The organism is Actinocatenispora sera, from assembly GCF_018324685.1.
Lineage (GTDB): Bacteria > Actinomycetota > Actinomycetes > Mycobacteriales > Micromonosporaceae > Actinocatenispora > Actinocatenispora sera.
The window spans coordinates 6,305,705-6,326,994 of sequence record NZ_AP023354.1; the positions used below are offsets into that span (position 1 = coordinate 6,305,705).

The 21,290-nt window shown below is 69.5% G+C and carries 24 protein-coding genes and 2 pseudogenes; 15 read left to right on the top strand and 11 right to left on the bottom strand.

What is annotated here, in order from left to right; all coding sequences use genetic code 11:
• Nucleotides 1–103 precede the first annotated feature (103 nt).
• Together Asera_RS29670 and Asera_RS29675 are read left to right on the top strand one after the other, a co-directional pair.
• A complete protein-coding gene (locus tag Asera_RS29670) occupies nucleotides 104–742 on the top strand; it encodes an HD domain-containing protein (protein ID WP_030443863.1) in 639 nt (212 codons plus the stop codon).
• Nucleotides 739–1,404, top strand: coding sequence for a nuclear transport factor 2 family protein (locus Asera_RS29675; RefSeq protein ID WP_244844074.1), 666 nt, complete (start codon nucleotides 739–741; stop codon nucleotides 1,402–1,404). The genes Asera_RS29670 and Asera_RS29675 overlap by 4 nt, the downstream gene beginning before the upstream one ends.
• Here the strand turns inward: Asera_RS29675 and Asera_RS29680 are convergent.
• Both Asera_RS29680 and Asera_RS29685 read right to left on the bottom strand, forming a co-directional pair.
• A complete protein-coding gene (locus Asera_RS29680; protein WP_030443862.1) occupies nucleotides 1,328–2,323 on the bottom strand; it encodes a GlxA family transcriptional regulator in 996 nt (331 codons plus the stop codon). The two genes, Asera_RS29675 and Asera_RS29680, sit on opposite strands and share 77 nt — an antisense overlap.
• 181 nt (nucleotides 2,324–2,504) lie before the next feature.
• Nucleotides 2,505–2,714 (bottom strand): hypothetical protein, encoded by a 210-nt coding sequence (locus Asera_RS29685; RefSeq protein ID WP_030443861.1) that lies wholly within the window; start codon nucleotides 2,712–2,714, stop codon nucleotides 2,505–2,507.
• A 309-nt stretch (nucleotides 2,715–3,023) separates the two neighbouring features.
• Here Asera_RS29685 and Asera_RS33735 point away from each other — a divergent pair, with 309 nt between their 5' ends.
• The 3 genes from Asera_RS33735 to Asera_RS29695 all read left to right on the top strand — a co-directional run bounded on the left by Asera_RS33735 (nucleotide 3,024) and on the right by Asera_RS29695 (nucleotide 5,093).
• The gene (locus Asera_RS33735; protein ID WP_280529750.1) at nucleotides 3,024–3,155 is read left to right on the top strand and encodes a hypothetical protein; all 132 of its coding nucleotides are present in this window, start codon (nucleotides 3,024–3,026) and stop codon (nucleotides 3,153–3,155) included.
• 129 nt (nucleotides 3,156–3,284) lie between these two features.
• Nucleotides 3,285–4,142, top strand: coding sequence for an aldo/keto reductase (locus Asera_RS29690; RefSeq protein WP_030443859.1), 858 nt, complete (start codon nucleotides 3,285–3,287; stop codon nucleotides 4,140–4,142).
• An 18-nt stretch (nucleotides 4,143–4,160) separates the two neighbouring features.
• Entirely contained in the window at nucleotides 4,161–5,093 is a 933-nt protein-coding gene (locus tag Asera_RS29695) for an aldo/keto reductase (protein ID WP_030443858.1), read from the top strand.
• Nucleotides 5,094–5,222: 129 nt separating this feature from the next.
• Here the strand turns inward: Asera_RS29695 and Asera_RS29700 are convergent, their stop codons facing one another.
• A complete protein-coding gene (locus Asera_RS29700; protein ID WP_030443857.1) occupies nucleotides 5,223–5,729 on the bottom strand; it encodes a DUF1269 domain-containing protein in 507 nt (168 codons plus the stop codon).
• Between the two features lie 316 nt (nucleotides 5,730–6,045).
• Here Asera_RS29700 and Asera_RS29705 point away from each other — a divergent pair, with 316 nt between their 5' ends.
• On the top strand, nucleotides 6,046–6,657 hold the full coding sequence (locus Asera_RS29705) for a TetR/AcrR family transcriptional regulator (RefSeq protein WP_030443856.1): 612 nt from the start codon (nucleotides 6,046–6,048) through the stop codon (nucleotides 6,655–6,657).
• A complete protein-coding gene (locus Asera_RS29710; protein WP_051801309.1) occupies nucleotides 6,654–7,346 on the top strand; it encodes a haloacid dehalogenase-like hydrolase in 693 nt (230 codons plus the stop codon). The genes Asera_RS29705 and Asera_RS29710 overlap by 4 nt, the downstream gene beginning before the upstream one ends.
• Nucleotides 7,347–7,429: 83 nt before the next feature.
• Here the strand turns inward: Asera_RS29710 and Asera_RS29715 are convergent, their stop codons facing one another.
• Nucleotides 7,430–8,485 carry an NAD(P)H-dependent flavin oxidoreductase gene (locus tag Asera_RS29715; RefSeq protein ID WP_212804763.1) on the bottom strand — a complete coding sequence of 352 codons (1,056 nt, stop codon included), beginning with the start codon at nucleotides 8,483–8,485 and terminating at the stop codon, nucleotides 7,430–7,432.
• Nucleotides 8,486–8,600: 115 nt separating this feature from the next.
• Here Asera_RS29715 and Asera_RS29720 point away from each other — a divergent pair, with 115 nt between their 5' ends.
• Nucleotides 8,601–9,209: an RDD family protein gene (locus tag Asera_RS29720; RefSeq protein ID WP_211255422.1), complete on the top strand. Its 609-nt coding sequence runs from the start codon at nucleotides 8,601–8,603 to the stop codon at nucleotides 9,207–9,209.
• Between the two features lie 168 nt (nucleotides 9,210–9,377).
• Entirely contained in the window at nucleotides 9,378–10,313 is a 936-nt protein-coding gene (locus Asera_RS29725) for a helix-turn-helix transcriptional regulator (protein ID WP_169745775.1), read from the top strand.
• 69 nt (nucleotides 10,314–10,382) lie between these two features.
• Here Asera_RS29725 and Asera_RS33740 read toward each other — a convergent pair whose 3' ends face one another.
• Entirely contained in the window at nucleotides 10,383–10,517 is a 135-nt protein-coding gene (locus tag Asera_RS33740; RefSeq protein WP_280529751.1) for a hypothetical protein, read from the bottom strand.
• Nucleotides 10,518–10,976: 459 nt separating this feature from the next.
• Between Asera_RS33740 and Asera_RS29735 the strand changes: the two genes are divergently transcribed.
• From Asera_RS29735 to Asera_RS29750, 4 genes are all read left to right on the top strand, one after another.
• A complete protein-coding gene (locus Asera_RS29735) occupies nucleotides 10,977–11,615 on the top strand; it encodes a Rossmann-fold NAD(P)-binding domain-containing protein (protein WP_211255420.1) in 639 nt (212 codons plus the stop codon).
• A 324-nt stretch (nucleotides 11,616–11,939) separates the two neighbouring features.
• The gene (locus Asera_RS29740; RefSeq protein ID WP_030443851.1) at nucleotides 11,940–12,326 is read left to right on the top strand and encodes an SDR family NAD(P)-dependent oxidoreductase; all 387 of its coding nucleotides are present in this window, start codon (nucleotides 11,940–11,942) and stop codon (nucleotides 12,324–12,326) included.
• 38 nt (nucleotides 12,327–12,364) lie between these two features.
• Nucleotides 12,365–13,536 (top strand): IS3 family transposase gene (locus Asera_RS29745; RefSeq protein WP_425305964.1). Its coding sequence is split into 2 segments (ribosomal slippage): nucleotides 12,365–12,644 and nucleotides 12,644–13,536, totalling 1,173 coding nucleotides; the frame shifts between segments, so codons are not numbered across the junction.
• Between the two features lie 45 nt (nucleotides 13,537–13,581).
• A complete protein-coding gene (locus tag Asera_RS29750; protein WP_280529772.1) occupies nucleotides 13,582–14,127 on the top strand; it encodes an SDR family oxidoreductase in 546 nt (181 codons plus the stop codon).
• Between the two features lie 889 nt (nucleotides 14,128–15,016).
• Here the strand turns inward: Asera_RS29750 and Asera_RS29755 are convergent.
• Nucleotides 15,017–15,613 (bottom strand): TetR/AcrR family transcriptional regulator, encoded by a 597-nt coding sequence (locus Asera_RS29755; RefSeq protein ID WP_030450012.1) that lies wholly within the window; start codon nucleotides 15,611–15,613, stop codon nucleotides 15,017–15,019.
• Between the two features lie 160 nt (nucleotides 15,614–15,773).
• On the opposite strand from Asera_RS29755, the gene Asera_RS29760 reads away from it, so the two are divergent.
• Nucleotides 15,774–16,085, top strand: coding sequence for a hypothetical protein (locus Asera_RS29760; RefSeq protein ID WP_030450013.1), 312 nt, complete (start codon nucleotides 15,774–15,776; stop codon nucleotides 16,083–16,085).
• Nucleotides 16,086–16,495: 410 nt separating this feature from the next.
• Here Asera_RS29760 and Asera_RS29765 read toward each other — a convergent pair whose 3' ends face one another.
• From Asera_RS29765 to Asera_RS33420, 3 genes and pseudogenes are all read right to left on the bottom strand, one after another.
• On the bottom strand, nucleotides 16,496–16,867 hold the full coding sequence (locus Asera_RS29765) for a cupin domain-containing protein (protein WP_030450014.1): 372 nt from the start codon (nucleotides 16,865–16,867) through the stop codon (nucleotides 16,496–16,498).
• A 118-nt stretch (nucleotides 16,868–16,985) separates the two neighbouring features.
• Nucleotides 16,986–17,087 (bottom strand): annotated as a pseudogene (locus tag Asera_RS34080) (IS5/IS1182 family transposase); the annotation flags it as partial.
• 24 nt (nucleotides 17,088–17,111) lie between these two features.
• Nucleotides 17,112–17,461, bottom strand: a pseudogene (locus Asera_RS33420) (transposase); the annotation flags it as partial.
• Nucleotides 17,462–17,699: 238 nt separating this feature from the next.
• Here Asera_RS33420 and Asera_RS29775 point away from each other — a divergent pair.
• A complete protein-coding gene (locus Asera_RS29775) occupies nucleotides 17,700–18,203 on the top strand; it encodes a DUF2752 domain-containing protein (RefSeq protein ID WP_244844076.1) in 504 nt (167 codons plus the stop codon).
• A gap of 272 nt (nucleotides 18,204–18,475) precedes the next feature.
• Here the strand turns inward: Asera_RS29775 and Asera_RS29780 are convergent, their stop codons facing one another.
• Together Asera_RS29780 and Asera_RS29785 are read right to left on the bottom strand one after the other, a co-directional pair.
• The gene (locus tag Asera_RS29780) at nucleotides 18,476–20,518 is read right to left on the bottom strand and encodes a chloride channel protein (protein ID WP_084132968.1); all 2,043 of its coding nucleotides are present in this window, start codon (nucleotides 20,516–20,518) and stop codon (nucleotides 18,476–18,478) included.
• Between the two features lie 88 nt (nucleotides 20,519–20,606).
• Nucleotides 20,607–21,104: a MarR family winged helix-turn-helix transcriptional regulator gene (locus tag Asera_RS29785; protein ID WP_030450018.1), complete on the bottom strand. Its 498-nt coding sequence runs from the start codon at nucleotides 21,102–21,104 to the stop codon at nucleotides 20,607–20,609.
• Nucleotides 21,105–21,290 lie beyond the last annotated feature (186 nt).

The window sequence follows — 21,290 nt, forward strand, 5'->3', positions numbered from 1 at the left end:
ATGTCCGGATGTGCCGGCAACGGGTCCGCTGATCGGGGGCGGAACCGGCGCTCGCCGTTGCAGGATCGAGCGACCGGAACCGTACGAGATCGAGGAGTTTTCCGTGGCCGAGAGCATCGCCGGGATCACCGTCCCGGACACCGAACTGGTCCGCGAGGCCACCGAGCTGGTCCGGGACGCAGCGGAGGAACACGTCTTCCATCACTCCCGGCGCGTGTTCCTGTGGGGCATGCTCAAGGCGCAGCATCGGGCGCTGGCGGTGGATCCCGAACTGGCCTACGTGGGCGGGCTGTTCCACGATCTCGGGCTGACCGAGAAGTACCGGACGACCACCCGGCGGTTCGAGCTGGACGGCGCCGAGGAGGCGTACGCTTTCCTGCGACGCCATGGTCGCTCCGAGACGGAGGCGCGCACCGTGTGGTTGGCGATCGCGCTGCACACCACGCCCGAGGTCCCGCTGTCGCTGGCCCCGGAGGTCGCGGTCGTCACCCTCGGCGTGGAAACCGACGTGCTGGGCCTGGATCTCGACGAGATCTCCGCGACCGATCGCGACACCGTGCTCGACGCACATCCGCGCCCGGACTTCAAGAACCGCATCCTGCGGTCCTTCTACCGCGGGATGAAACAGCGTCCGGCCACCACGTTCGGCACCATGAACGACGACGTGCTGGCCCACTTCGACCCGACGTTCGAGCGGGAGGACTTCGTCTCCATGATTCAGGACAACCGGTGGCCGGAATGAACAGCGACAGGCAACCAGCACGCGAGAACAGGGTCGAACAGCGACCGCCTCTCCCGCCGTTCGATCTGGACAGCGCGGTCGCGAAGGTGCAGGCCGCCGAGGACGCCTGGAACACCCGGGACCCGCACCGGGTCGCGCTGGCCTACACCGAGGACTCGGTGTGGCGCAACCGCGACACCTTCATCACCGGCCGCGAGCAGATCGTCGCCTTCCTGACCTCGAAGTGGGAACGCGAACTGGACTACGTGCTGCGCAAGAGCCTGTGGGGCTTCCGCGGGAACCGCATCGCCGTCCGGTTCCAGTACGAGTGGCACGACGGTTCGGGACAGTGGTTCCGCAGTTACGGCAACGAGCTGTGGGAGTTCACCCCGGAGGGCTTGATGTCTCGCCGGGGAGGCGAGCATCAACGACGTCGCGATCGAGGAGTCCGCACGGCGGTGGTTCGGGCCTCGCCCCGAGCAGGAGCGCGGCGTCGACCACTGGCAACAGCACGACATCCCGCTGCAGTGACCGGCGTGCGCGGACGTCGACGACGTACCGCATGGTGGGCGCGGTGCCGCCGTGGCGGCTCTGGTATCCGTCCCGCTAGCGACGGCCGTCCCGGCGGCTGGTGCGGAACTGGCGTTGGTGGCGACTGGGCGCGATGCCGTACTCCTTGGTGAAGGCGCGGCGAAAGTTCTCCGGGCTGTGAAACCCGCTGAGCCGGGCGGCTTCGGTGACGTTGTACCCGTCGTTCAGGAGCGCTCGGGCTCGTTCCAGTCGCATGCGTTCGACGAACCGTGACGGTGCCAGGCCGATCTCGGCGGCGAACTGCCGTCGCAGGTGCCGCGCCGTCACGCCGGCGGTCGCGGCGAGCGAATCGACCGTGTGGTCGGCGCCCGGATCGTTGACCACGGCGTCGACGGCGGCGCGCAACGCGGGCTGCTGCGGAACCGGGACGCGCAACGGAGCGGAGAACTGCGACTGACCACCGGGACGCTGCAGGTACAGGACCAGCTCGCGGGCGACGGCTCGGGCAACGTGCGCGTCGTGGTCGGCTTCCACCAGCGCTAGGGCGAGGTCCATGCCCGCGGACACACCGGCCGAGCTGAACACCGCCCCGTCCGCGACGAAGATCGCATCGGCCTGAACGTCGATCCGGGGGAACGACGTGGCCAGCACCGCGGTGTGCCGCCAGTGCGTCGTCGCTCTCCTTCCGTCCAGCAGGCCGGCGCCAGCAAGGACGAAGGCACCGGTACAGACCGAGGCCACCCGGCCGCTGACCGCGGACAGGTGCACCGCCGCGTCGGTCAGACTCGGCTCGATCGGCCGCCTGACCAGATGGTCCCCGCCGGGCACGATCGTCGTGTCGGCACGCTCGACGCCGAACGCGTCGCTGTCGACGTGCACGGCGGTACCGACGGAGGTCGTCACGGCCCGGCCGTCGGGCGACGTGTACCGCAGCCGGTAGTCGGCGCCGTGCCGGTTGGCCTCGGTGAACACCTCGGCCGGACCCGACACGTCAAGAAGCTTGACCTGGTCGGACAGGAGGAACACGACCTCGTGCGGGCGGTCGTTTCGTTGCCTGTCGCGCGTCGTCACCCGCCCATCGTCTCCCGGGGCTCCGCCGGCGACGAACCCGGCCCGCCCGTCGGCGGCTGCGCCGGTCCGGTCTCGCGCAGCTCGACAAGCCTCGTTGCGTTCCGCTGGTTCTGTTGGGGCGGAGGGGATCGCCGGCTGAACGGCGCGTCTCTTCGCCGGCCGGCACGGGCCGGCGAGTGGGTCACTCCTTCTCGTAGGTGCGTAGGCCGTTGCCCATGGCGAAGAACGTGGGGGCCCACTCCCCCACGAAGATTCCCCACCGGTCGGCACGATGGGTGTTCTCGGCCTTCTTCGACACCAGCCAGGACACCACGCTCACGCCGATGCTGGCGAATCCGGCAGCGTACAGGTGAGACGACTTCAGCCCCAGGTCGTGCAGCTTCTCGAGCATGGTTCCTCCTCGACAGTGATCACACCACCTCGGGTAACCCCGTGGGCCAGGGCTACTCCCGGCGGTTCGGCGTTGTCGCCCGTACGGTGCAGGGCCAGCGGCCCACGGAGCGTCGCCCGGCCGACCCATGGCACCACCAAGATCGGCCGAGCCTCGGGGTGCGGCGACCACCGGCCAGCTGGGTCGCTGATCCCCGGCAGCGGTGGCCCAGCTGGCCGGTGGTGGAGCCGTCGAGTCGGTGCCGCTAAGACTGGACGTCCCGTTTCGGGGTATGCCGAAGTCATGTGGCTACTGATTGCGGTTCTGTTGTTGGCATTGATCTTTGGCGGTATCGGGTTCGCGCTGCACGCTTTGTGGATCGTCGCGGCGGTGATCCTGGTCGTGTGGATCGTCGGCTTCTTCGTCCGGTCGGGGCACGGGCACCGGTGGTACCGCTGGTAGGGGCGGTATCGGCGATTCACATGCGGTACTGCTGAATCTCATCGCTCGCGGTTGTTGGACTTCGAGAAACCCGGTTCCTAGAGTGAACCCGCGGCGCCGTTTGGGGCCTGCGGACGGAGGAAGACATACATGCACAAGCGCACCATCGGCGGTCACGACGTCTCGGCCATCGGCCTCGGCGGCATGCCCATGTCGATCGAGGGGCGTCCCGACGAGGATCGCTCGATCGCGACCATCCACGCCGCGCTCGACGCGGGGATCGACCTCATCGACACCGCCGACGCGTACCACCGTGACGCGAACGAGGTCGGGCACAACGAGGAACTGATCGCCCGCGCGCTGCACGCGTACGGCCCCGGCGCCGACGGTGTGCTCGTCGCCACGAAGGGCGGCCACCTGCGTCCCGGCGACGGCACGTGGACCCGCAACGGCGACCCCGAGTACCTCAAGCGCGCGGCCAAGGAGTCCGCCCGCCGCCTCGGTGTCGACGCCATCGGGCTCTACCAGTTCCACCGTCCCGACCCCACGGTGCCCTACGCCGACTCGGTGGGCGCGATCCGCGACCTGCTCGACGAGGGCGTGATCCGGATGGCCGGCATCTCCAATGCCGACGTCGCGCAGATCGACGAGGCACGGGACGTGCTCGGCGGGCGGCTCGTGTCGGTGCAGAACCAGTTCTCCCCCGCGTTTCGCTCCAGCCAGGGCGAGCTCGAGCACTGCGCCGAACTCGGCATCGCATTCCTGCCGTGGAGCCCGCTCGGTGGCATCAAGAACGCCAAGGACCTGGCCGCCCGCCACGCCGCGTTCCAGGACGTCGCGGACGAGGTCGGCGCGAGCGTCTACCAGGTCACCCTCGCCTGGCAGCTCGCCCTCGCGCCGGTCGTGATCCCGATCCCCGGCGCTTCCCGTCCGGAGAGCATCCGCGACTCCGCGGGCGCCGCCGACCTCGTGCTCACGGCCGACCAGGTCGCCCGCCTGTCCGTCTGACACCGTCGAGGAGACCCCGTGAAGACCTTCACCCTGCCCGGCACCGACCTGGTGGTGCCGAACGTCGTCCTCGGACTCATGCGGATCCAGGACAAGACCGACGAGGAAGTACGGACGCTCGTGCGCACGGCGCGCGACGCCGGCATCACGTTCCTCGACCACGCCGACGTCTACGGATCGAGCATGCACGGCTGCGAGCGCCGCTTCGCCGAGGCGCTGAAGCTGAGCTCCGCCGAGCGCGAGCAGTTCGTGATCCAGTCGAAGGCCGGCATCGTGCGGGAGGGGCCGTACTTCGACTTCTCGTACGAGCGCATCGTCGAGTCGGTCCACGGCTCACTCGAGGCCCTCGGTACCGACTACCTCGACATCCTGCTGCTGCACCGGCCCGACGCGCTCGTCGAGCCGGAGGAGGTCGCCCGCGCCTTCGACGAACTGGCGGCCGCCGGAAAGGTGCGCGCGTTCGGCGTCTCGAACCACACCCCGCGCCAGATCGACCTGCTGCGCAAGCACGTCACGCAGCCGATCGTCGCGAACCAGCTGCAGCTGTCGATCACCCACGCGCCGATGATCGCCCACGGCGTCGCGGCGAACATGCAGGGCCTCGACCAGTCGATCGGCCGCGACGACGGGATGGTCGACTACTGCCGCCTGAACGACATCACGATCCAGGCCTGGTCACCGTTCCAGGCCGGCTTCTTCGACGGCCCGTTCCTCGGCTCGGACCGCTATCGCGAGCTGAACGCGGTGGTCGACCGCCTCGCCGAGAAGTACGGGGTACCGGCCGAGGCCATCGCCGTCGCGTGGATCACCCGCCACCCGGCGCAGATGCAGGTCGTGCTCGGTACCACCACGCCCGAGCGGGTGGCCGGCGCGGCCCTCGGCTCGGAGCTTCCGCTCACCCGCGCCGAGTGGTACGAGCTGTTCCGGGCCGCCGGATACACCGTGCCGTGACCGTCGCTCACCGGTAGATCGCCTGCGGGGCACGGGATGTACGTCGAGGCGCGAGCCGGCGTGCGTCTCGTGCCGGCGATCGGCCCCGACCACCGGATCGGCGTCGAGGGCAACCGTCCGGAGGCCGGGTCAGCCGGCAGACGCGCGAGCGGTGGCGGCCGCGTCGACCAGATGCTGCTCGGCCTCCCGGCTGAGCGAAGTGCGAAGCAGCGTGCCCTGGAAGTCGTACGGCGCCATCGCCGCGACCACCTTGTCCTCGGTGATCTGGTCGACCAGCAGGAACAGCGCGGCCGTACCGGGCTGCAGCTTCGACCCGACGTCGCGCATGAAGGCGTCGTCGACGCCGGTGTCGGCCAGCTTCCCGGACAGCGCGCCGCCGGCGGCGCCGACGGCCATGCCGAACAGCGGTGCGAAGAACAGCAGGCCGATCAGCCCGCCCCAGAGGGCGCCGCCGGTCGCGCCGCGTCCGGTACTGCTGCGTAGCTGGTGCAGCTTGACGGTCCCGTCGGCGCGCGCCTCGACGATGGCCGCGTCCGCTATGGAGATCAAGCCCTCTCGTTGCAGTTCCACGAGCTTGTCCCGGGCCATGTCGGCGGTCGTCACGTCCCGGTACCCGATTGCCACCAGATCACTCATCGTTCCTCCGTCGTCGCCGCGCGGTCGACGGCGCCCGAACCCCTCCGTCCGGGTGCGCCACCGCGACGGCTTCACCCTGCGCGGCCGTACCCGCGGATGCATCACCCGCCGCGGGTGGGGTTCCTCCCCTTGCGATCGAGGACCACGGGCTGCGCGGTCGGGGCGCCGCAGCGCGATGAGGCGAGGCGGCGTTCGTGGTTGGTGTGCACCCCCGAGACGAAGCCACCGCGTCGACCCGACTCCACCGCGCGAGCCGGGGCCGGGTCGGTACCGCCCGGGTGGACAGTGTCCACTCAGAAGGTGGACACTGTCCACCATGAAGACCGAACCACGCACCCGGCTGGTGGACTGTGCGGTCGCGCTGCTTCGCGAGGAGGGCGTCGAGGCGGTGACCCTGCGGGGCATCGCGCGGCGTGCCGGCGTGACGCACAATGCCCCGTTGCGCCACTTCCGCAACCGGGCCACCCTGCTGTCGGCCGTGGCCGCCGACGGCTTCCGGCTGCTCGACCAGTCGCTGTCCGCGACGGGTACCCCGGCCCAGCGGCTGGAGGACGCGGCCCGCGGCTATGTCGGGTTCGCCCTGGCCAACCCGCACATGTTCGCGTTGATGTTCCGGCACGACCTGGTCGACGCAGCCGAACCGGCCCTGGCCGCGGCGAGCCGCCAGGTCTTCGACACGATGGCCGGGCTCGTCGCCGAGCGCCAGTCCGACGGCTGGCGGGACGGCCTGGACACCCGTCAGCTGACCGGCGCCCTCTGGTCCAGCCTGCACGGGTTCGCCCAGCTGTGGCTCTACCGGGCGTTGCCGACGGCCACCGGTGAACCGCCGCTCGCGGCGGCGCTCGACACCCTCCTGCGCATGCTCGACCTGCGCGTCCCCACCGAGCACCTGCTCAACCGGCAGCACGGCGCGAGGAGCGCCCGGTGAACCCGCCGCGCCGACCCACCGCGGTCTTCGACCTCGACGGCACCCTGGTCCGGGGCGACTCGTTCGCACTGTTCACCCGTCGGCTGCTGTTCCGGCAACGCTGGCGGGCGGCGCTGGCGCTGGTTGCCGCGGTCGTGCTGGTCCCGCTGATGGCACTCGGTCCGACCCGCCGGTACGGGCTGCGCGCGCTGCTGTGGCTGGCCACCGCCGGGCTCACCGAAGCGCGCTGCACCGCCCTCGCCGAGGAGTTCGCGGCGAGGCGGGCGAGCCAGTCGATCCCGGTCGCGCTCGACCGGCTGCGGCGCCATCTGGCGGCGGGTGACCGGGTCGTGGTCGCCACTGCCTGCGCCGACCCGCTCGCCTCGGCGATCTGTGCCCGACTCGGGCTCGGCGATGTCGAGGTCGTCGCCGCACAACTGCGACCCGGCCGTACCGGGCTGCGTCCGTACCTCGGCTGCCGCGGGCCGCAGAAGGTCGACCGGCTCCGCGCGATCGGCGTGGCCGAACCGATCGACCACGCGTACACCGATGCCGCGGTCGATCTGCCGCTGCTCGCCGCCGCCCGGCACCGCGTCCTCGTCGCGCCGAGCGACCGCGAACTCGACCGGCTCCGCGCCGCGTTGCCGGGAGCCGACCTCGAGGTACTCCTCGACGCACAGCCCAGCCCGACCACCGACGCACCGACCTGACCGGCCCTCGGCGTCCAGCCCGGGCGACTTCCGCGTGCCTGCGGACCTCGACTTCATCGGCTCCACGGCGGCGGTGGTGAGACTCATCGTTTTTCCCGACGTTGTGTTCCTCGGCCCAAGGATCGGATTGCGGACGCCTGCGAGACGATGCCGCGGACGATCTCCGCCGCCGGCTGGACGTCATGGACCAGCCCGGCCGCCTCACCGGCGTACAGGGCCAGTGCCTCGACGTCCCCGGACAGGCCGGGAAGAGGCGGCAGGTCCTCATAACGCAGGCATTGCCGTCCTGGGCCGGTGGCGATCACGTCACCTTCGCCGGGTCGGTGCGGCGCCGCAGGTGAGCCCGCCTGTTCCCACCGCCGCAGCGTGTCGTTGCGCAAGACCCGGTGCGGCGCATCCGGCCATCCCACGTCGAAGCAGGTCGTGTAGGTCGTCTCGTCCACCCGCGCATCGACGATGCGCTGACGGTAGATGCTGTGCGTCGCGGCTTCGGTCGCGGTGAGGAATCGGGTGCCGATCCATGCGGCCTGCGCGCCGAGGGCCAGTACGGCTGCCAGCCCGCGGCCGTCCGCGATCCCCCCAGCGGCGACGACCGGGATCGGCCCCACCTCGTCGGCCACGGCGGGGACCAGGGTCAGGGTGGACGTGTGCCCGCGGACGTGCCCGCCCGCCTCGACGCCTTGGGCGACGATGACATCGACGCCCACCTCGGCGGCGCGGGCGGCTTCGGCCACCGAGCCGACGGTGTGCACGTGCATCGCCCCACCGGTACGGATCCGGTCGTGCACGGCGGCCGGGTCTCCCCAGAACGTCGAGATGATCGGCACGCGTTCCCGCAGGCACACCTCGAGGATGTCGCCGATCGGGAAGGCGAGCACCAGGTTCGCCCCGAACGGTCGGTCGGTCAGCGCCCGGATGCGGCGGATCAACTCGGCGGACCGCGCCACGCCGCTCCAGGTCAGAGCGGCCATGCCCAGCCCGCCCGCGGCGGAGACCGCCGCGACCAGCTCGGCGGTGACCGCCGACCCGATCGGAGCTTGGATGACGGGTGCACCGATTCCGAGCATGTCGCAGACCGGCGTCGGCGCGTCGTTCGCAGCCTTCACAGCCCCCCCAATGTGCTTCGGTTTCAGAACCACCTGGAGTGTGGACGAACGGCGGTCGCGGGGCAATGAACTACCTCACGCCTGCTGGCCGGTCACCTCTGGTATCCGGAGGCTTGAAGGGTTGCGAGCGGTGCGGCAGGCTGCAGCCGTGAGTTCACGGTTGCGTATCGAGGGCGTCATCGGTGTCGTACCGCAACGGCACGCCCGCGCGAGGATCATCGCCTGGCTGATCGACTGGTGCTGCGTCATCGCCTGGGCCGGGGTGCTCGCCGCCGTCTGCGTTCCGCTCTACCTGACCGGAGCCCTCCACTCGTTACCGGTACTCGCCGCGAACGCCCTCTCCGCCGTCGTCCTCGTCGTCCCCGTCACGGTGGGTCTGGCGGCGTTGGAGTCCAGCCGACACGCCGCCACGATCGGCAAGCGGGTCATGCGGCTCAGCGTGGTGAACAACCAGGGGGCACGAATCAGGTTCTCGCGCGCCCTCGCTCGCAACGGACTCAAGGTAGCGGCACCCTGGCTGGTAGGGCACGCGGCCGTCTACGCGATCACCGGCACCTCCGCCACTGCCGCCACACCCGGCTGGGTATGGGGGCTCACCGGCGCGGCCTACGTTCTCCCCGTCGTGTGGATCCTTTCCTTGTTCGTCGCCTCGGGCCGAACACCCTACGACCACCTGACCCGCACGGCGGTTCGTCGTACCCCGCGCCCGGACACCGCGGTACCCGCAGACCAGGCGACCGTTGCCCTGCCGTCGTAACGGTGGTGTCCCGGCCGGCGTACCGCGACGAGCACGCCGCGCCTGTTCGAACATCCGACCGGAGCAGCCTCGCCGCCGAACCGCTCGCCGATACCTACCCGGATCGGACGGGCGAAGATGCGAGGCTCGATCAAGCCGCGCGCGTCGACCACGGCCAAAATGAGGGACGTGGTTGAGCAGCATCCGTTCTTTGTACGTTTTGTCGAGCTCGTCGCGGCGCAGCTGGACGGCCCGCCATCGACCGTCGAGGCTCTCGCCCGGCAACTGCACTTGTCTACGTCCCAGCTGCATCGTCTGCTCGGTGCGGTCGGCGGAGAACCACCCGCGCAGTTTCGGCGCCGGATCCTGCTCGAACGCGCAGCGTACGCCCTGCTGGGCTCGGACCGGTCGATCCTCGACGTCGCCGTCGATGCCGGCTACGCCTCGCACGAGGCGTTCACCCGCGCGTTTCAACGCGCCTACACGACCACCCCGTCAGGCTGGCGAGGCAAGCCGGGTGACCCGCGGATCGCCAGCGCCAACAACGTCCACTTCCACCCGCCGGCAGGTCTGGTCCTGCCCACCCTCGAAAGGGACAGACCAATGGACTTGATCACCATCATGACCGAGCAGCATGTCGGTGTCGTAGCGCAGATGCTGAACGCCTGTCGCGGGCTGGACACCGCCACGCTCGAACGGCCGATCACCATCACCAACGCCGACACCATCGACGAGGACCTGACCATCCACCTCCTCGCAGCCAGGCTGGTCGACGAGCTCGGGATCTGGAACGCCGCCGTGGCCAACGCGCCCTACCGGCCGCACTCCTGCGACCGGGCGTCGATACCCGAGCTGGAGAACCTGCTCGACGAACACGGCGGGCTGTTCATCCGACACGTCCGTGACGCGTCCGCCGGTGCCGCGCTGGGTGACACGTTCGTGGATGCCACGTCGGGCACGCCCTACTTCTTCACCTACGCCGGCATGGTCGCCCACGTACTCACCTACGGCGCCCATCGACGCACCTTGCTTGCGGGAGCGCTCGAGGCCCAAGGGGTTTCCCTGCAGGAGGATCCCCTCAGCTGGCCACCATTGCGACCCGACGGCCCCACCTTGCCCGACTGACGGGGTCAGAGCGAGCCCACGATGCACCGACAGCATCGCCTCGCGTGATCTCCGGACAGCAGCCACCGCTCACGGATGCCTGCGCGCTCGGCCCGTGCTCGGTTCCCGCCGGCCACCGCGAAGCTCCTGCACCGTCATCAGCGACTCGACCTTCGATCCGGTCAGCTGCAGCGTCGCGCGGTGCGGCGGGTCAAGCAGATCCACGACCCGTCTGTACCGCCACATCCGCATGACGCGCGACCACATGAACAAAGCCCTCATCCGCCCGCCCCGGACCGTCAGGGTCGCTGCGGTACGCGTACCCGCGCCGCAGGATCCGGCTGCCGTCGGTCTTCGCGGTGCGCGGGTTCGCCCGGCGGATGTGTGCATCCAACGGCACCACCACCACCCGCCCGGCCCTACGGCGCGAGCAGTGCTTCCGCGAGCGAACGTCCGCGCCGGGCTGGTCCGTCGGCGCCGAGTGCCTGCACGGTGGCATAGACGCCTTCCATGGCGATGACCAGCTGGTCGGCCAGGATCGCGGTCTCTCGTCACTGCCGGCGAGCCTGTTCGCGCGCTCGTTCGTAGCACTGCATCGGATCGCTTGCCGGCCGGTGTCCAGACCGCCGTTGGCGATCTCAACCAGCCCGACACCTCACCGCGGCACTGACCGGTGTCTCCGGCGTGTTCCTGCTGCCTGGCTACGCCGACATGCCGGGGCTGCTCGACCTGATCGCCCGCTCACACGTGCAACGGGTGGTGCTGCTCTCCGGCCCGTCCGCCGGCAGCGGCGACCTGAACAACGCCGTCACCGCCTACCTGGTCGCTTCCGAGCAGGCGGTACGCGATTCCAACCTGCCCTTCACCATCCTGCGACCGAGCGGGTTCATGTCCAACACGCTCCAGTGGGCGCCACAACTGGCCGCCGGAGACACCGTGCGGGCCCCGTTCGCTTCGGCCGGAGTGGCCATGATCGACCCGGCCGACATCGCCTCCGTCGCCACGCTGGCACTCGCTGACTCACGCCACGAGGGCCACACCTACCGGTTCACCGGCCCGCATACCCTGCTACCGGCCGACCGGGTACGCGTCCTCGCCGAGGTACTCGGGCGGCCGTTGCGGTTCGAGGCACAGCCCGACGACGAAGCCCGCGAAGAGATGACCGCGATCATGCCTCCCCAGTACGTCGCCGCATTCTTCGACTTCTACGCGGCCGGCGCGCTCGACGACTCCGCCGTCCTGCCCACCTTCGAGGAACTCACGGGCCGGCCGCCACGCACCTTCCGCCAGTGGGCCGAGACCCATCGCGACGCGTTCGCCTGACTCCGCGCACATCCTTCCAGCAGCACAGTCCTGCCTGCAGACCATGCTTGCCGCGTCATGGCAGCTGCGAACGGTCGAGGCCACCGTCGGCCGGTGCGCGGGAGGCGCCACGTATGAAGCAGCGCCCACGGATGTGAGAGACGAGACTCGACCCAGCCATGTCCCCAGGCGTAGACTTCTTGATGTCCACAGCCGAAGACTTATGCCTTGACCAAGTTGCGCCGGCAGCCTCCCGAAGCTTGGTTGCCCTGGACGGCGACCCGAACCGTCAGACCGTAGACGCCGCGATGGCTGGGCATGCGACTTTCAACAAAGGACCCATGCATGAGCACTTTTGTCGTCACAGGGGCATCATCGGGCATCGGTCGCGCGACTGCGCACGCACTCGCCGCGGCGGGCCACCACGTCTTCGCCACGGTCCGCAAAGAGCAAGACGCCGCGTCTTTCCGGACCGATGAGCGCATTACGCCGTTGTTCCTCGACGTCACGAGCCCAGACCAGATCGCGGCAGCGGTGGATACGGTCGGTGCACGCGTCGGTGACGCGGGTTTGGACGGGTTGATCAACAACGCTGGCACCGGCAGCGCCCTGCCGATGGAGTTGATGCAGGTGGACGAGCTTCGTCGCCAGCTCGAGGTCAACACCATCGGACAGCTCGCGGTCACACAGGCATTCCTTCCCGGGACTGCTCAGGGTTTGGTTGACACCTGACCTGTGAGGCTGCTGGCCTTGCTGGAAGGATGTCTGTTGTGCCCAAGCCCTATCCCCGCGAGTTTCGGGACAACGTGGTCGCGGTCGCTCGTGCCGGTGGCGCGCCGCTGACACAGATCGCGAAAGACTTCGGGATCTCCGAGTCGTGCCTGTCCAACTGGCTGCGCGCCGCGGTGGTCGAGGACGGTGACCGTCCCGGCGTGACCCGGCAGGAGTCGCAGGAGCTGCGTGAGCTCAAGCGCCGTAATCGGCTGCTGGAGCAGGAAAACGAGGTGCTGCGCCGGGCCGCGGCCTATCTGGCCCGGGACATCAACCCAAAATGATCTACCCGCTCGTCCGTGACTTGGCCGTGGCCGGCGCCCCGATCAGGGTGCCGGTCGCGGTGACGTGTCGGGTGCTGGGGTTCTCCCGGCAGGCCTATTACCAGTGGCTGACCGAGCCGGTATCGCAGCGCGACGTGCAGGACGCGTACCTGACCAATGCGGCGATCGATGCGCATGCCGATGATCCGGAGTTCGGATACCGGCTGGTGGCCGACGAGCTACGCGCCGCCGGTCACCACGTCTCAGACAACAGGGTGTGGCGGCTGTGCCGCGATCAGCGGATCTTCTGCGCCCACTCCCGTAAGCGGGGTCTGAACCGCAGGCCGGGCCCACCGGTGCATGACGATCTGCTCAAGCGTCGGGCAGGCGGCCGTGATTTCACCGCCGCGGCGCCGAACACGGTGTGGTTGACCGACATCACCGAACATCCCACCGGTGAGGGAAAGCTGTATCTGTGCGCGATCAAGGACGTGTGGTCCAACCGGATCGTCGGATACTCGATCGACTCGAGCATGAGCGCGCAACTGGCCGCAGACGCGCTCACCTACGCCATCACGCAGCGGGAAACGGCCGGCACCATCGTGCACTCCGACCGTGGCGCCCAGTTCCGGTCCCGCAAGTTCGTCACCACGCTGCACCAGGCCGGTCTGATCGGGTCGATGGGCCGGGTCAGCGCCTGCGGCGACAACGCCGCCATGGAATCGTTCTTCGCGCTACTGCAAAAGAATGTGCTCAACCGCCGCCGCTGGGCCACCCGCCACCAGCTGCGCCTGGCGATCGTGACCTGGATCGAGAAGACCTACCACCGACGACGCCGACAACGCCGCCTCGGCCGACTGACTCCGATCGAGTTTGAGACCATCTACACGACCGCACACGCGGTCTGACACCCATCAACCCCGAGTGTCAACCAAACTCGGGGCAGTCCCCCCCTGCTTCGACAGGCCCAAGGGCGCATCGTGATGATCGGGTCGATCGGAGTCCGTGCCACACCCCCCTTCACTGGGCCGATCGTGGTGCCGAAGGCCGCCCTCACAGCGGCAACACACGCCCTGCGTCAGGAACTTGCCGGATCGGGCATCCGCACGATTCTCGTGGATCCGGCCACCATCCACACCGACGCCGGAGACAAGCTTGCGCGGGATGCAGAGCGAATCGAGCAGGGGTTCTCCACCGCGGAACGCAGCCGGTATGGAACGGCTTTTCACGCCATGGCCTCGAGGTTCGTTGGCATGCATGCGCATGGCAGTCGGCCGGAAGTAGTCGCGGATACGATCGTTCGAGCGCTCACGACTCGTCGGCCCCGCGCGCGCTACACCGTCGGCAAGAATGCGTTGCCGCTCAGCGTCATCGCGCGACTGCCGATTCCACTGGCGGATGCGTTGCGCCGACGGGTGTTCGGCCTGCCATCCCGGCCCAGCTCAGCCAGTCCGGAGCGACAAGGCCGTCCTCGCAGCCCCAAGAAGCCCAGATTCTGAAACCGACCGCGAAGGCGAACCGAACGGGAGTGCCCACCCATCGGCCGCGACGCCGATCGCGATGACGATCCGCATGCCCGCGTCGAGGCCGAGCGCATCGGCATCACCCAGACCAGGCACCGGCCCACGCGGCGCACCGCCGTACCCCAGCCCACGCACGTGCGGCGCGCCATCCGCCGAGGACGTCCGAGTTGCTGCGGGCCAGCCCGGCAGCGAGCAACGATGGTTGAAACGGCCCCGGTGCGGTCCGATGCGGTGCGGTTGGCCGGATGCCGCCGCCTCCGCGGTCTGCACGGCGCTGCCTGAGGATGCCGTCGAGGACGACATCACCACCCGGTGGAGCACGCCTGCCGACTTCATCGGCCGCGCTGAACTCATCGCGTGAGAATCTGGCGTCCTCGCTGGTCTACCTGCACGGCGGCCTCGACTTGGCGAAAGACCTCCGTAAGGGCAGGTAGACCATCCTGGACGCCGCGGCGGACGACACCAGCCACACAAAGTGCTGCAACGTCGGCTGGCCAAATTCTCCTCACCGTGGCTTGCGCAACTCGACCCTGCGGCAGTGGGAAGCGGCGGGCTCGCCGCCGTCACCGCACCGGCCGGGCGAGGGTGAGGTCATCACCACCGGCCCAGATCGCGCGTGCCCACGCTACGAAGATCAGCCACCGCTTCCCAACCTGTCCGGAGACGTCGGGGCACTAGCGCTCTACTGTGGCGAGTCAGCCGGTCTGGTCCACGACATCCAGCCAGCTGCCGCGATCGTCCACGGCATCGTTGCGCAGGCAGACACACTGGCTGCCAAGCAGATGGTCGGCAAACCGTAGATGCACCATCGTTGCAGCAGATGGCAGAAGCGATGGGGATCGGTGACTCGTCACCGCCCACGGCGTCATGCATCCGAGGAGAGATCCCCGGTCAGATAGTGCTGCAGCACCGGGGCGAGCCAGGACGCCAGTTGTTGGTCGCTCGCGTCTTGCAAGGCAGGGAGCCGGATTACCTGTCGGGACACCGCCAGGCCGACCAGCTGGCTCGCGCACAACGCGCCCCGCAGCTCGGGCCGGTCGGCGTTCAGCCCACGCGCAATGGGCATGAGCACCTGCTCGGTGAGGAACTCACGCATCAGCGCAGCTGGATGGTCGGCGGCCACCGCCGAACGGATCAGTCCGATCAGCGGCGCGGGACGACCGGCTGGCCCCGACAACTTCAGGAACTGGCTCACGAGGCGGTTGCCGGCACGGTCTGGGGGCCCCTGGAGCACGGCGCCAACCGTCTCGCTGGGATGAATCGTCGCCGCGACGAGCGCACTGAACAGCCCGTCTTTGCTCCCGAAGAGCCGGCGAATCATGGCTGGGTCAACAGCGGCATCAGCCGCGATGGTCCGAATCGTTGCCTTCTCATAGCCTCGTGCGCCGAACCAGAGCGCAGCTGATCGAAGGATGTCTTCACGGGTGTGCGATGGACCTGGGCGTCGACCCGTGCGCGCCATCGGCGGCCCCTTTCCTCGCAGCGGAGCGGTAACCCGAAAGTCTACAGACGACGACTTGACCACGATCGCCTTGCAGAGCAGCTCACGTCCGCTGCGTCGACGCGGAGCAGCGTCATCACGGAAAACTGGGCGGCCGGAAGGACCTGCTGGTGTCCGCACGGTGGTCTACCACGTGGTCTGCAACGGGGGTCGCCAACAGGACCGCTGCCGCGGGACACTGCGCCATGCGGACGGCCGCATCGAGGACGTCGACGTTTCAGGGGTGGACCCTTACTTCATCAACATCCCGGACGGCGCCAACGTGGCGGTCCGGGACGGGCCAGTTGGTCCGTGCCTGGACTCCACCGGCGCCTTCTTGCGCCGCGCGGTCGCCGCCGGCCTGATTGCCCTGGTGTTGCTCGGATACCTGGTCCGACGACACATCTGGGTCGAACCTGACCCGGTGACGCCGGAAGCTGCACCGCGCCTGTGACCGGATCCCAGCATCGCCGGTGATGCAGGAGTTTTCGGCCCGGCCGACCGAGCGATGCCCGGGAGGCGTACCGAGCATCGACGCCCGGGACGGTCGCCACGAGCCGCACACGGACCAGCGTTAAGTCGCCGTCGACGGCTGGCCCAGCTCCGGCGAGTCGGGCAGGGCGTCGTACAGCCGCGGAACCGTCTCGGCCGCAGTTGCCCGCCGTCCGGGTCGGAGAGCGCGGCCAGCATCGACCCTGTGATTCCAGCCTGCTTGACCTTGCAGAACGGCAGCCAGCCACACTTCTTCGCCGGGCTCTGCGGGTGGAGTCGGCGGAGGCGTGTCGGCGACCGGGTTGTCGTACGAGTCCGTTCTCGCCGGGATCCTGGTGGTACTGCCCAGCACGCTCCCCGTACGCCCAGCGGTCAGTGCTTCCCGCCGGTCGCATACTCCTCGACAGTGGTGGTCTCGAACTCCAAACCGACGAACGGTTCGTCGCCCACGACCCACGCGTCGTGCCCGGGCAGGATCTCGTACGCGTCGCCCGGGCCGATCTCGATCTCGCCGGAGTCGGGGTGGGTCACCCGCAGCTGTCCCGCCAGTACGGTGCCGACGTGGTGCGACTGGCAGGTCGGCGTGCCTGCGACGGGTTTGATGTGTTCGGCCCAGTGCCATCCGGGTTGCAACGTCATGCGGGCCGCCTTGGCGTTACCGAAGACGATCACCTCGACGCGGGTGAGCGGCGGAGTGCGCACCTCGTCCGGATTGTGAAACGACTTCTTCGCCAGTGCCAGCATCGATCTCACCTCACCTGTGCGCTCGTTCGGGCCGAGCGCCCATCCCTGCAGTCTAGAGGTTGTCTCGTAATGATCTTGGTGGGTTGGTGTAGCAGGACTTCGCCGCGGCGCCCGCCGGTCAAACGACCATCGTCAGGTTGCGCGTCAACGCGATGCCGGCCGCGGCGTACCAGACACCGTGTCGTATGCGGCGGCAGTCGCGCAGGATCTTCCAGGACTTCGATGTGTGGTGAGGCAGGCTGTTCCAGCAGGAGGCGTCCGCAGTGACGGTCTTGTCGACCGCGGCGGCAAGGTTGTGCCACAGGTGCCACCGGTCGGAGGCCCGCACGATGCTCGCGCCAGCATCGAGGACAGCTTGGGCGTAGATGGCCGACCCGTCCGGCATACGATCTCAACACCGGGATGCTCGACCAGCCAACCGGTCAGCGTGGCGGCCTTCCGGTCAGGCAGCACGTCCACACGCTCGTGGGTGACCGCGTCGAGTAGCAGGGTGGCGTAGCGGCGGCCACGGCGTAGCGCGAAGTCGTCGACCGACAGCACCCGCGGCCTCGCAGGTTCGGCCAGTCTGGTACCCAGCAGCAGTCGAAGCATCGTCGACCAGCTGGCCAGCGGCCACCGATGCCGACCGCGCAGGTCTCCGTCGCCAGCGTCTCCGCACCCGGCTGGATCGCCTCACCCGACCAACCGTTCCGTTCTTCTCGTGTGGTACGCGACAATGGTGATGCTTGCCGGCTGTCCGGGAGGGATGATGGCCGGCGGTGATCTCGGAGCGACCACGGCTCTGCCCGGCGCCAGCCGGGTCGATGCGACGCCGATTCGAAGGAGCGACTCCGTGTCCGATGTTGTGGCCACCCCGAGCGGTCCGTCGGCCTTCGCCGCACCGGGGCCGCTCGGTCGGATCTGGCGACGGGTTCGGGTGCTCGGTCCGTGGCTGATGGTGGTGCCAGTTGCCGGCGCGGTCGGGTGGGTGCAAGCGTTCGACCCGACCAACGGCAAGGAGGGCCCGCTGGGCCCGTGTGCCTGGCACCTGCTGTTCGGGGTCAACGGTCCGGGCTGCGGTGGCACCCGAGCCTTCTACTACCTGATTCACGGTGATCTGGTCGACGCGGTGCGAATGCATCTGCCGTTCGTGCTCGCGGTGCCCTTCCTGCTGTACGGGTGGCTGGTCTGGGCGCTGTCCACGGTGGGGGTGCGGCTCCCGATGCGGCGGCCTGGTAAGCGCTGGCTGATTGCGTACGTGGTGTTCTTCGTGCTGTTCACCACGGTGCTGCGCAACCTGTCGAGCCAGCCGTTCGCCTGGTTCGACATCCCCAACACTGCGCACCGGTTGTGGTGATCAGCCGCGCGCCGGGTTCGCCATGCTGCCTCGGTTCGTGCGCCAGTTCGAGGACGCGCGAGGAGCCCGGTGCAGGGCGTGCGGTACATGCGGCCCCGACCCGTTCTGCCGCGGCAGGACCGTCGGCGACTAGCGCCGCCGATCCGATCCGCCCGCCGACTAGGTATGCCGAGCGGGATGGCGATCAACTCGTCGGGCGCATTGTGCAGAACGTCGCCCAACAGCGCCGCAGTGCCGTTGTCCCCGATTACCGCCGACCATGGTGGCTGCGGTCAGGCTGAAGTGCGCTTTGCGGCCAGGTCGGTGAGGGTGTCGGCATGTTCGGGTGGTACCAGGACGGTGAGTCGATCGCCGCAGGCCAGCGTGGTGCCGGCGGTGACCGGTAGGGCGTGGCCGTCGCGTCGCAGCGCCATGACTCGGGTGTTGGGTGGCCAGTCGACCTGGTCGATGCGGGAGTCCGGCAGCGGGCCGGGGCCGGTCAGCTCCAGTGTCACCACCCGGAATCCGCCGATCGCGGGGCGGTCGGGTCGGGCGCGCTCGGCGGTGCTGCGCACCGTCTGCCGGTACGCGGTGAGCACGTCGCGGTGGGTCAGCCAGCCGACGATGCGGGTACCGTCGTCGGACAGCACCGGCAGGCCGTCCTCGTCGGCCTCGTTGAGCAGATCCAGTGCGCTGCTGAGGTTCTGCGTTCCGGACAGCGCGGGCGGTAGCGCGGCGAGCCGGCCGGCGCTGTCGTCGAGGGCGTTGTCGGTGGCGGCACGCTCGGCGTCCCGGGAGGTCAACACGCCGCGGTAGCGGCCCGCGTCGTCGACCACCGGCACCACCGCATCGTTGGTGTCGGTCAGCCGTGCCAGCACGGCGTCCAGCGGCGCGTCCACGCCGATCGGTGGTGGCATGGCCCGCATCGCGGTGGACACCGGCATCGACTCCAGCGGGCTGGCCGGCTTGCCCCGCAACAGATCGATGCCCCGACGCCGTAGCTTGAGCGTGTAGATGGTGTCCCGGGACAGTTTCTTCGACAGCGCGGTGGCCAGTACGACCGCGGTCATCAGCGGCAGGATGATCGAGTAGTCGCCGGTCAGTTCGAAGATGATCAGTACCGCGGTGATCGGTGCCCTGGCCGTGGCGGCGAACACCGCCCCCATCCCGACGATCCCGTACGCCCCGGCCGAGCCCACGATGCTCGGCAGCCCGGCGTGGGCCAGCTGGCCGAACGCGGTGCCCAGCATCGCACCGAGAAACAGCGATGGCGCGAACACCCCGCCGGAGCCGCCGACGGCGATGGTCAGGCTGGTCGCCACCATCTTGCCTGCCAGCAGGATCAGCAGGAACCACAGCACGTAGTGCCCGTCGATCGCGCCGGACAGCACCGGGTAGCCGACTCCGTACAGCTGCGGCAGTGCGAGCAGCACCCCGCCCAGCAGCAGGCCGCCGACGGCGGGGCGCAGCCATTCCGGGCCGCGCCAGATCTTGTCGGCGAGGTCCTCGATCCCGTACAGCACCTTGACGAATGCCACGCCCACCACGGCGGCGAGCAACCCGAGCACCGCGTACGCACCGAACTCGGCCGGGGAGGTCAGGTGGAACGCGGGCAGGTGCAGGAACGGCTCGTCGCCGAACACCGCCCGGCCGATCACCGCGGAGGTGACCGAGGCGAGGACCACCGCGCCGAACGACTCGACGCCGAAGTCGCCGAGGATGAGCTCCATCGCGAAGAACACCCCGGCGATCGGCGCGTTGAACGTCGCCGAGATCCCGCCGGCGGCGCCGCAGGCGACGAGCAACCGTAGCCGCCGTTCCGGCAGCCGTACCAGCTGGCCCAGTGACGACCCCAGGGCGGAGCCGATCTGCACGATGGGGCCCTCCCGGCCCACCGATCCGCCCGAACCGATGCACAGCGCCGAGGCCAGCGCTTTGACCACCACCACCTGCGGACCGATCCGGCCGCCCCGTTCGGCGACCGCGAGCATCACCTCCGGCACCCCGTGCCCGCGCGCCTCGCGGGCGAACCGCTGCACGATCGGTCCGTACACCAGGCCGCCCACCGCCGGTGCCAGCACGACGAAGAAGATGCCCAGCCACGGCACCAGCGGGTTGATCGCAGGCCCGGCGGCCGAGTAGTCGCTGTGGCCGGTGAACAGTTCGGTGAACCAGCCGATCAGGTAGCGGAACGCGACCGCGCCGAGGCCGGCACCGGCACCGACCGCCAGCGCCAGCGGGACCAGCCCGGTCGGTGTTCCGCGCAGCCAGTCGAATCCGCGCGCCAGCCGCGTCGAGGGACGCCGCACGATCGACGCCGGGGACTCGCTGCTCATGCCCGCTCTCCGTGGTTCGACGTACCGGTGCGGCCCGGCAGCTTCGACGTACCGATGCGGCCCGGCAGCGATGCCCCGACGTACCGGGTCATGCCCTGTGCTCGTCCTCGTCGGGCATCGCGAACCCCAGCCACCACCCGTGCTCGGGGACCTCGCCGGCCGCGTCGGCGAACGCCCGCAACGCGCCCTCCGCGCCGATGCGCTGCGCGGCCGGCATCGCCGCGACGATCCGCGCCACCTCGCTGCGGCGACGCCGCGTGACCGTGCGGACCAGCCGGATCCCGGCTGGGCGCAACGCCACCGACACCGCCCGCCGGTCGCCCGAGACTGGCCGTCGCTCGACCAGATCGGCACGCACCAGCCGCTCGATCAGCCGCGTCGCCGTGGACGGATTGACGCCCAGCTCGGCCGCGAGCTCCACCCCGCGCTGCGGCCCGCGGCTGGCCAGCACGACCAGCGCACGGTACTGCGGCAGCGTCACCTCCGACGGCAACCCGGACACCGACCGCGCCGCCACCGCCACCAGCGCCCGGCTGGCCGAAATCAACGCATCGACGAGGTCCTCACCCGCAGCCGTTTCATGCACCAGGACATTATTGTACTGTGCAATGACCGAGCATCACCTGGGGTCGCCGGGACCACGAGATGCGGCGTGGTCGGCGGCACATCTCGCGCGTGCCGCCGACCGCGGCTACGTGTGCTCGGCCGGCGCTGCCGCGCCCGGGCGATATCGCGCGCCCCGATTCGATCGCACCGAGACGCTGTCCGAGAG

What these genes read in the sequence shown, in the direction of transcription:
- Asera_RS29675 (WP_244844074.1), top strand. Translation starts at nt 739, where the DNA reads ATGAACAGCGACAGGCAACCAGCACGCGAGAACAGGGTCGAACAGCGA.
- Asera_RS29685 (WP_030443861.1), bottom strand. Translation starts at nt 2,714, where the DNA reads ATGCTCGAGAAGCTGCACGACCTGGGGCTGAAGTCGTCTCACCTGTAC.
- Asera_RS29690 (WP_030443859.1), top strand. Translation starts at nt 3,285, where the DNA reads ATGCACAAGCGCACCATCGGCGGTCACGACGTCTCGGCCATCGGCCTC.
- Asera_RS29700 (WP_030443857.1), bottom strand. Translation starts at nt 5,729, where the DNA reads ATGAGTGATCTGGTGGCAATCGGGTACCGGGACGTGACGACCGCCGAC.
- Asera_RS29705 (WP_030443856.1), top strand. Translation starts at nt 6,046, where the DNA reads ATGAAGACCGAACCACGCACCCGGCTGGTGGACTGTGCGGTCGCGCTG.
- Asera_RS29740 (WP_030443851.1), top strand. Translation starts at nt 11,940, where the DNA reads ATGAGCACTTTTGTCGTCACAGGGGCATCATCGGGCATCGGTCGCGCG.
- Asera_RS29755 (WP_030450012.1), bottom strand. Translation starts at nt 15,613, where the DNA reads ATGGCGCGCACGGGTCGACGCCCAGGTCCATCGCACACCCGTGAAGAC.
- Asera_RS29765 (WP_030450014.1), bottom strand. Translation starts at nt 16,867, where the DNA reads ATGCTGGCACTGGCGAAGAAGTCGTTTCACAATCCGGACGAGGTGCGC.
- Asera_RS29780 (WP_084132968.1), bottom strand. Translation starts at nt 20,518, where the DNA reads ATGAGCAGCGAGTCCCCGGCGTCGATCGTGCGGCGTCCCTCGACGCGG.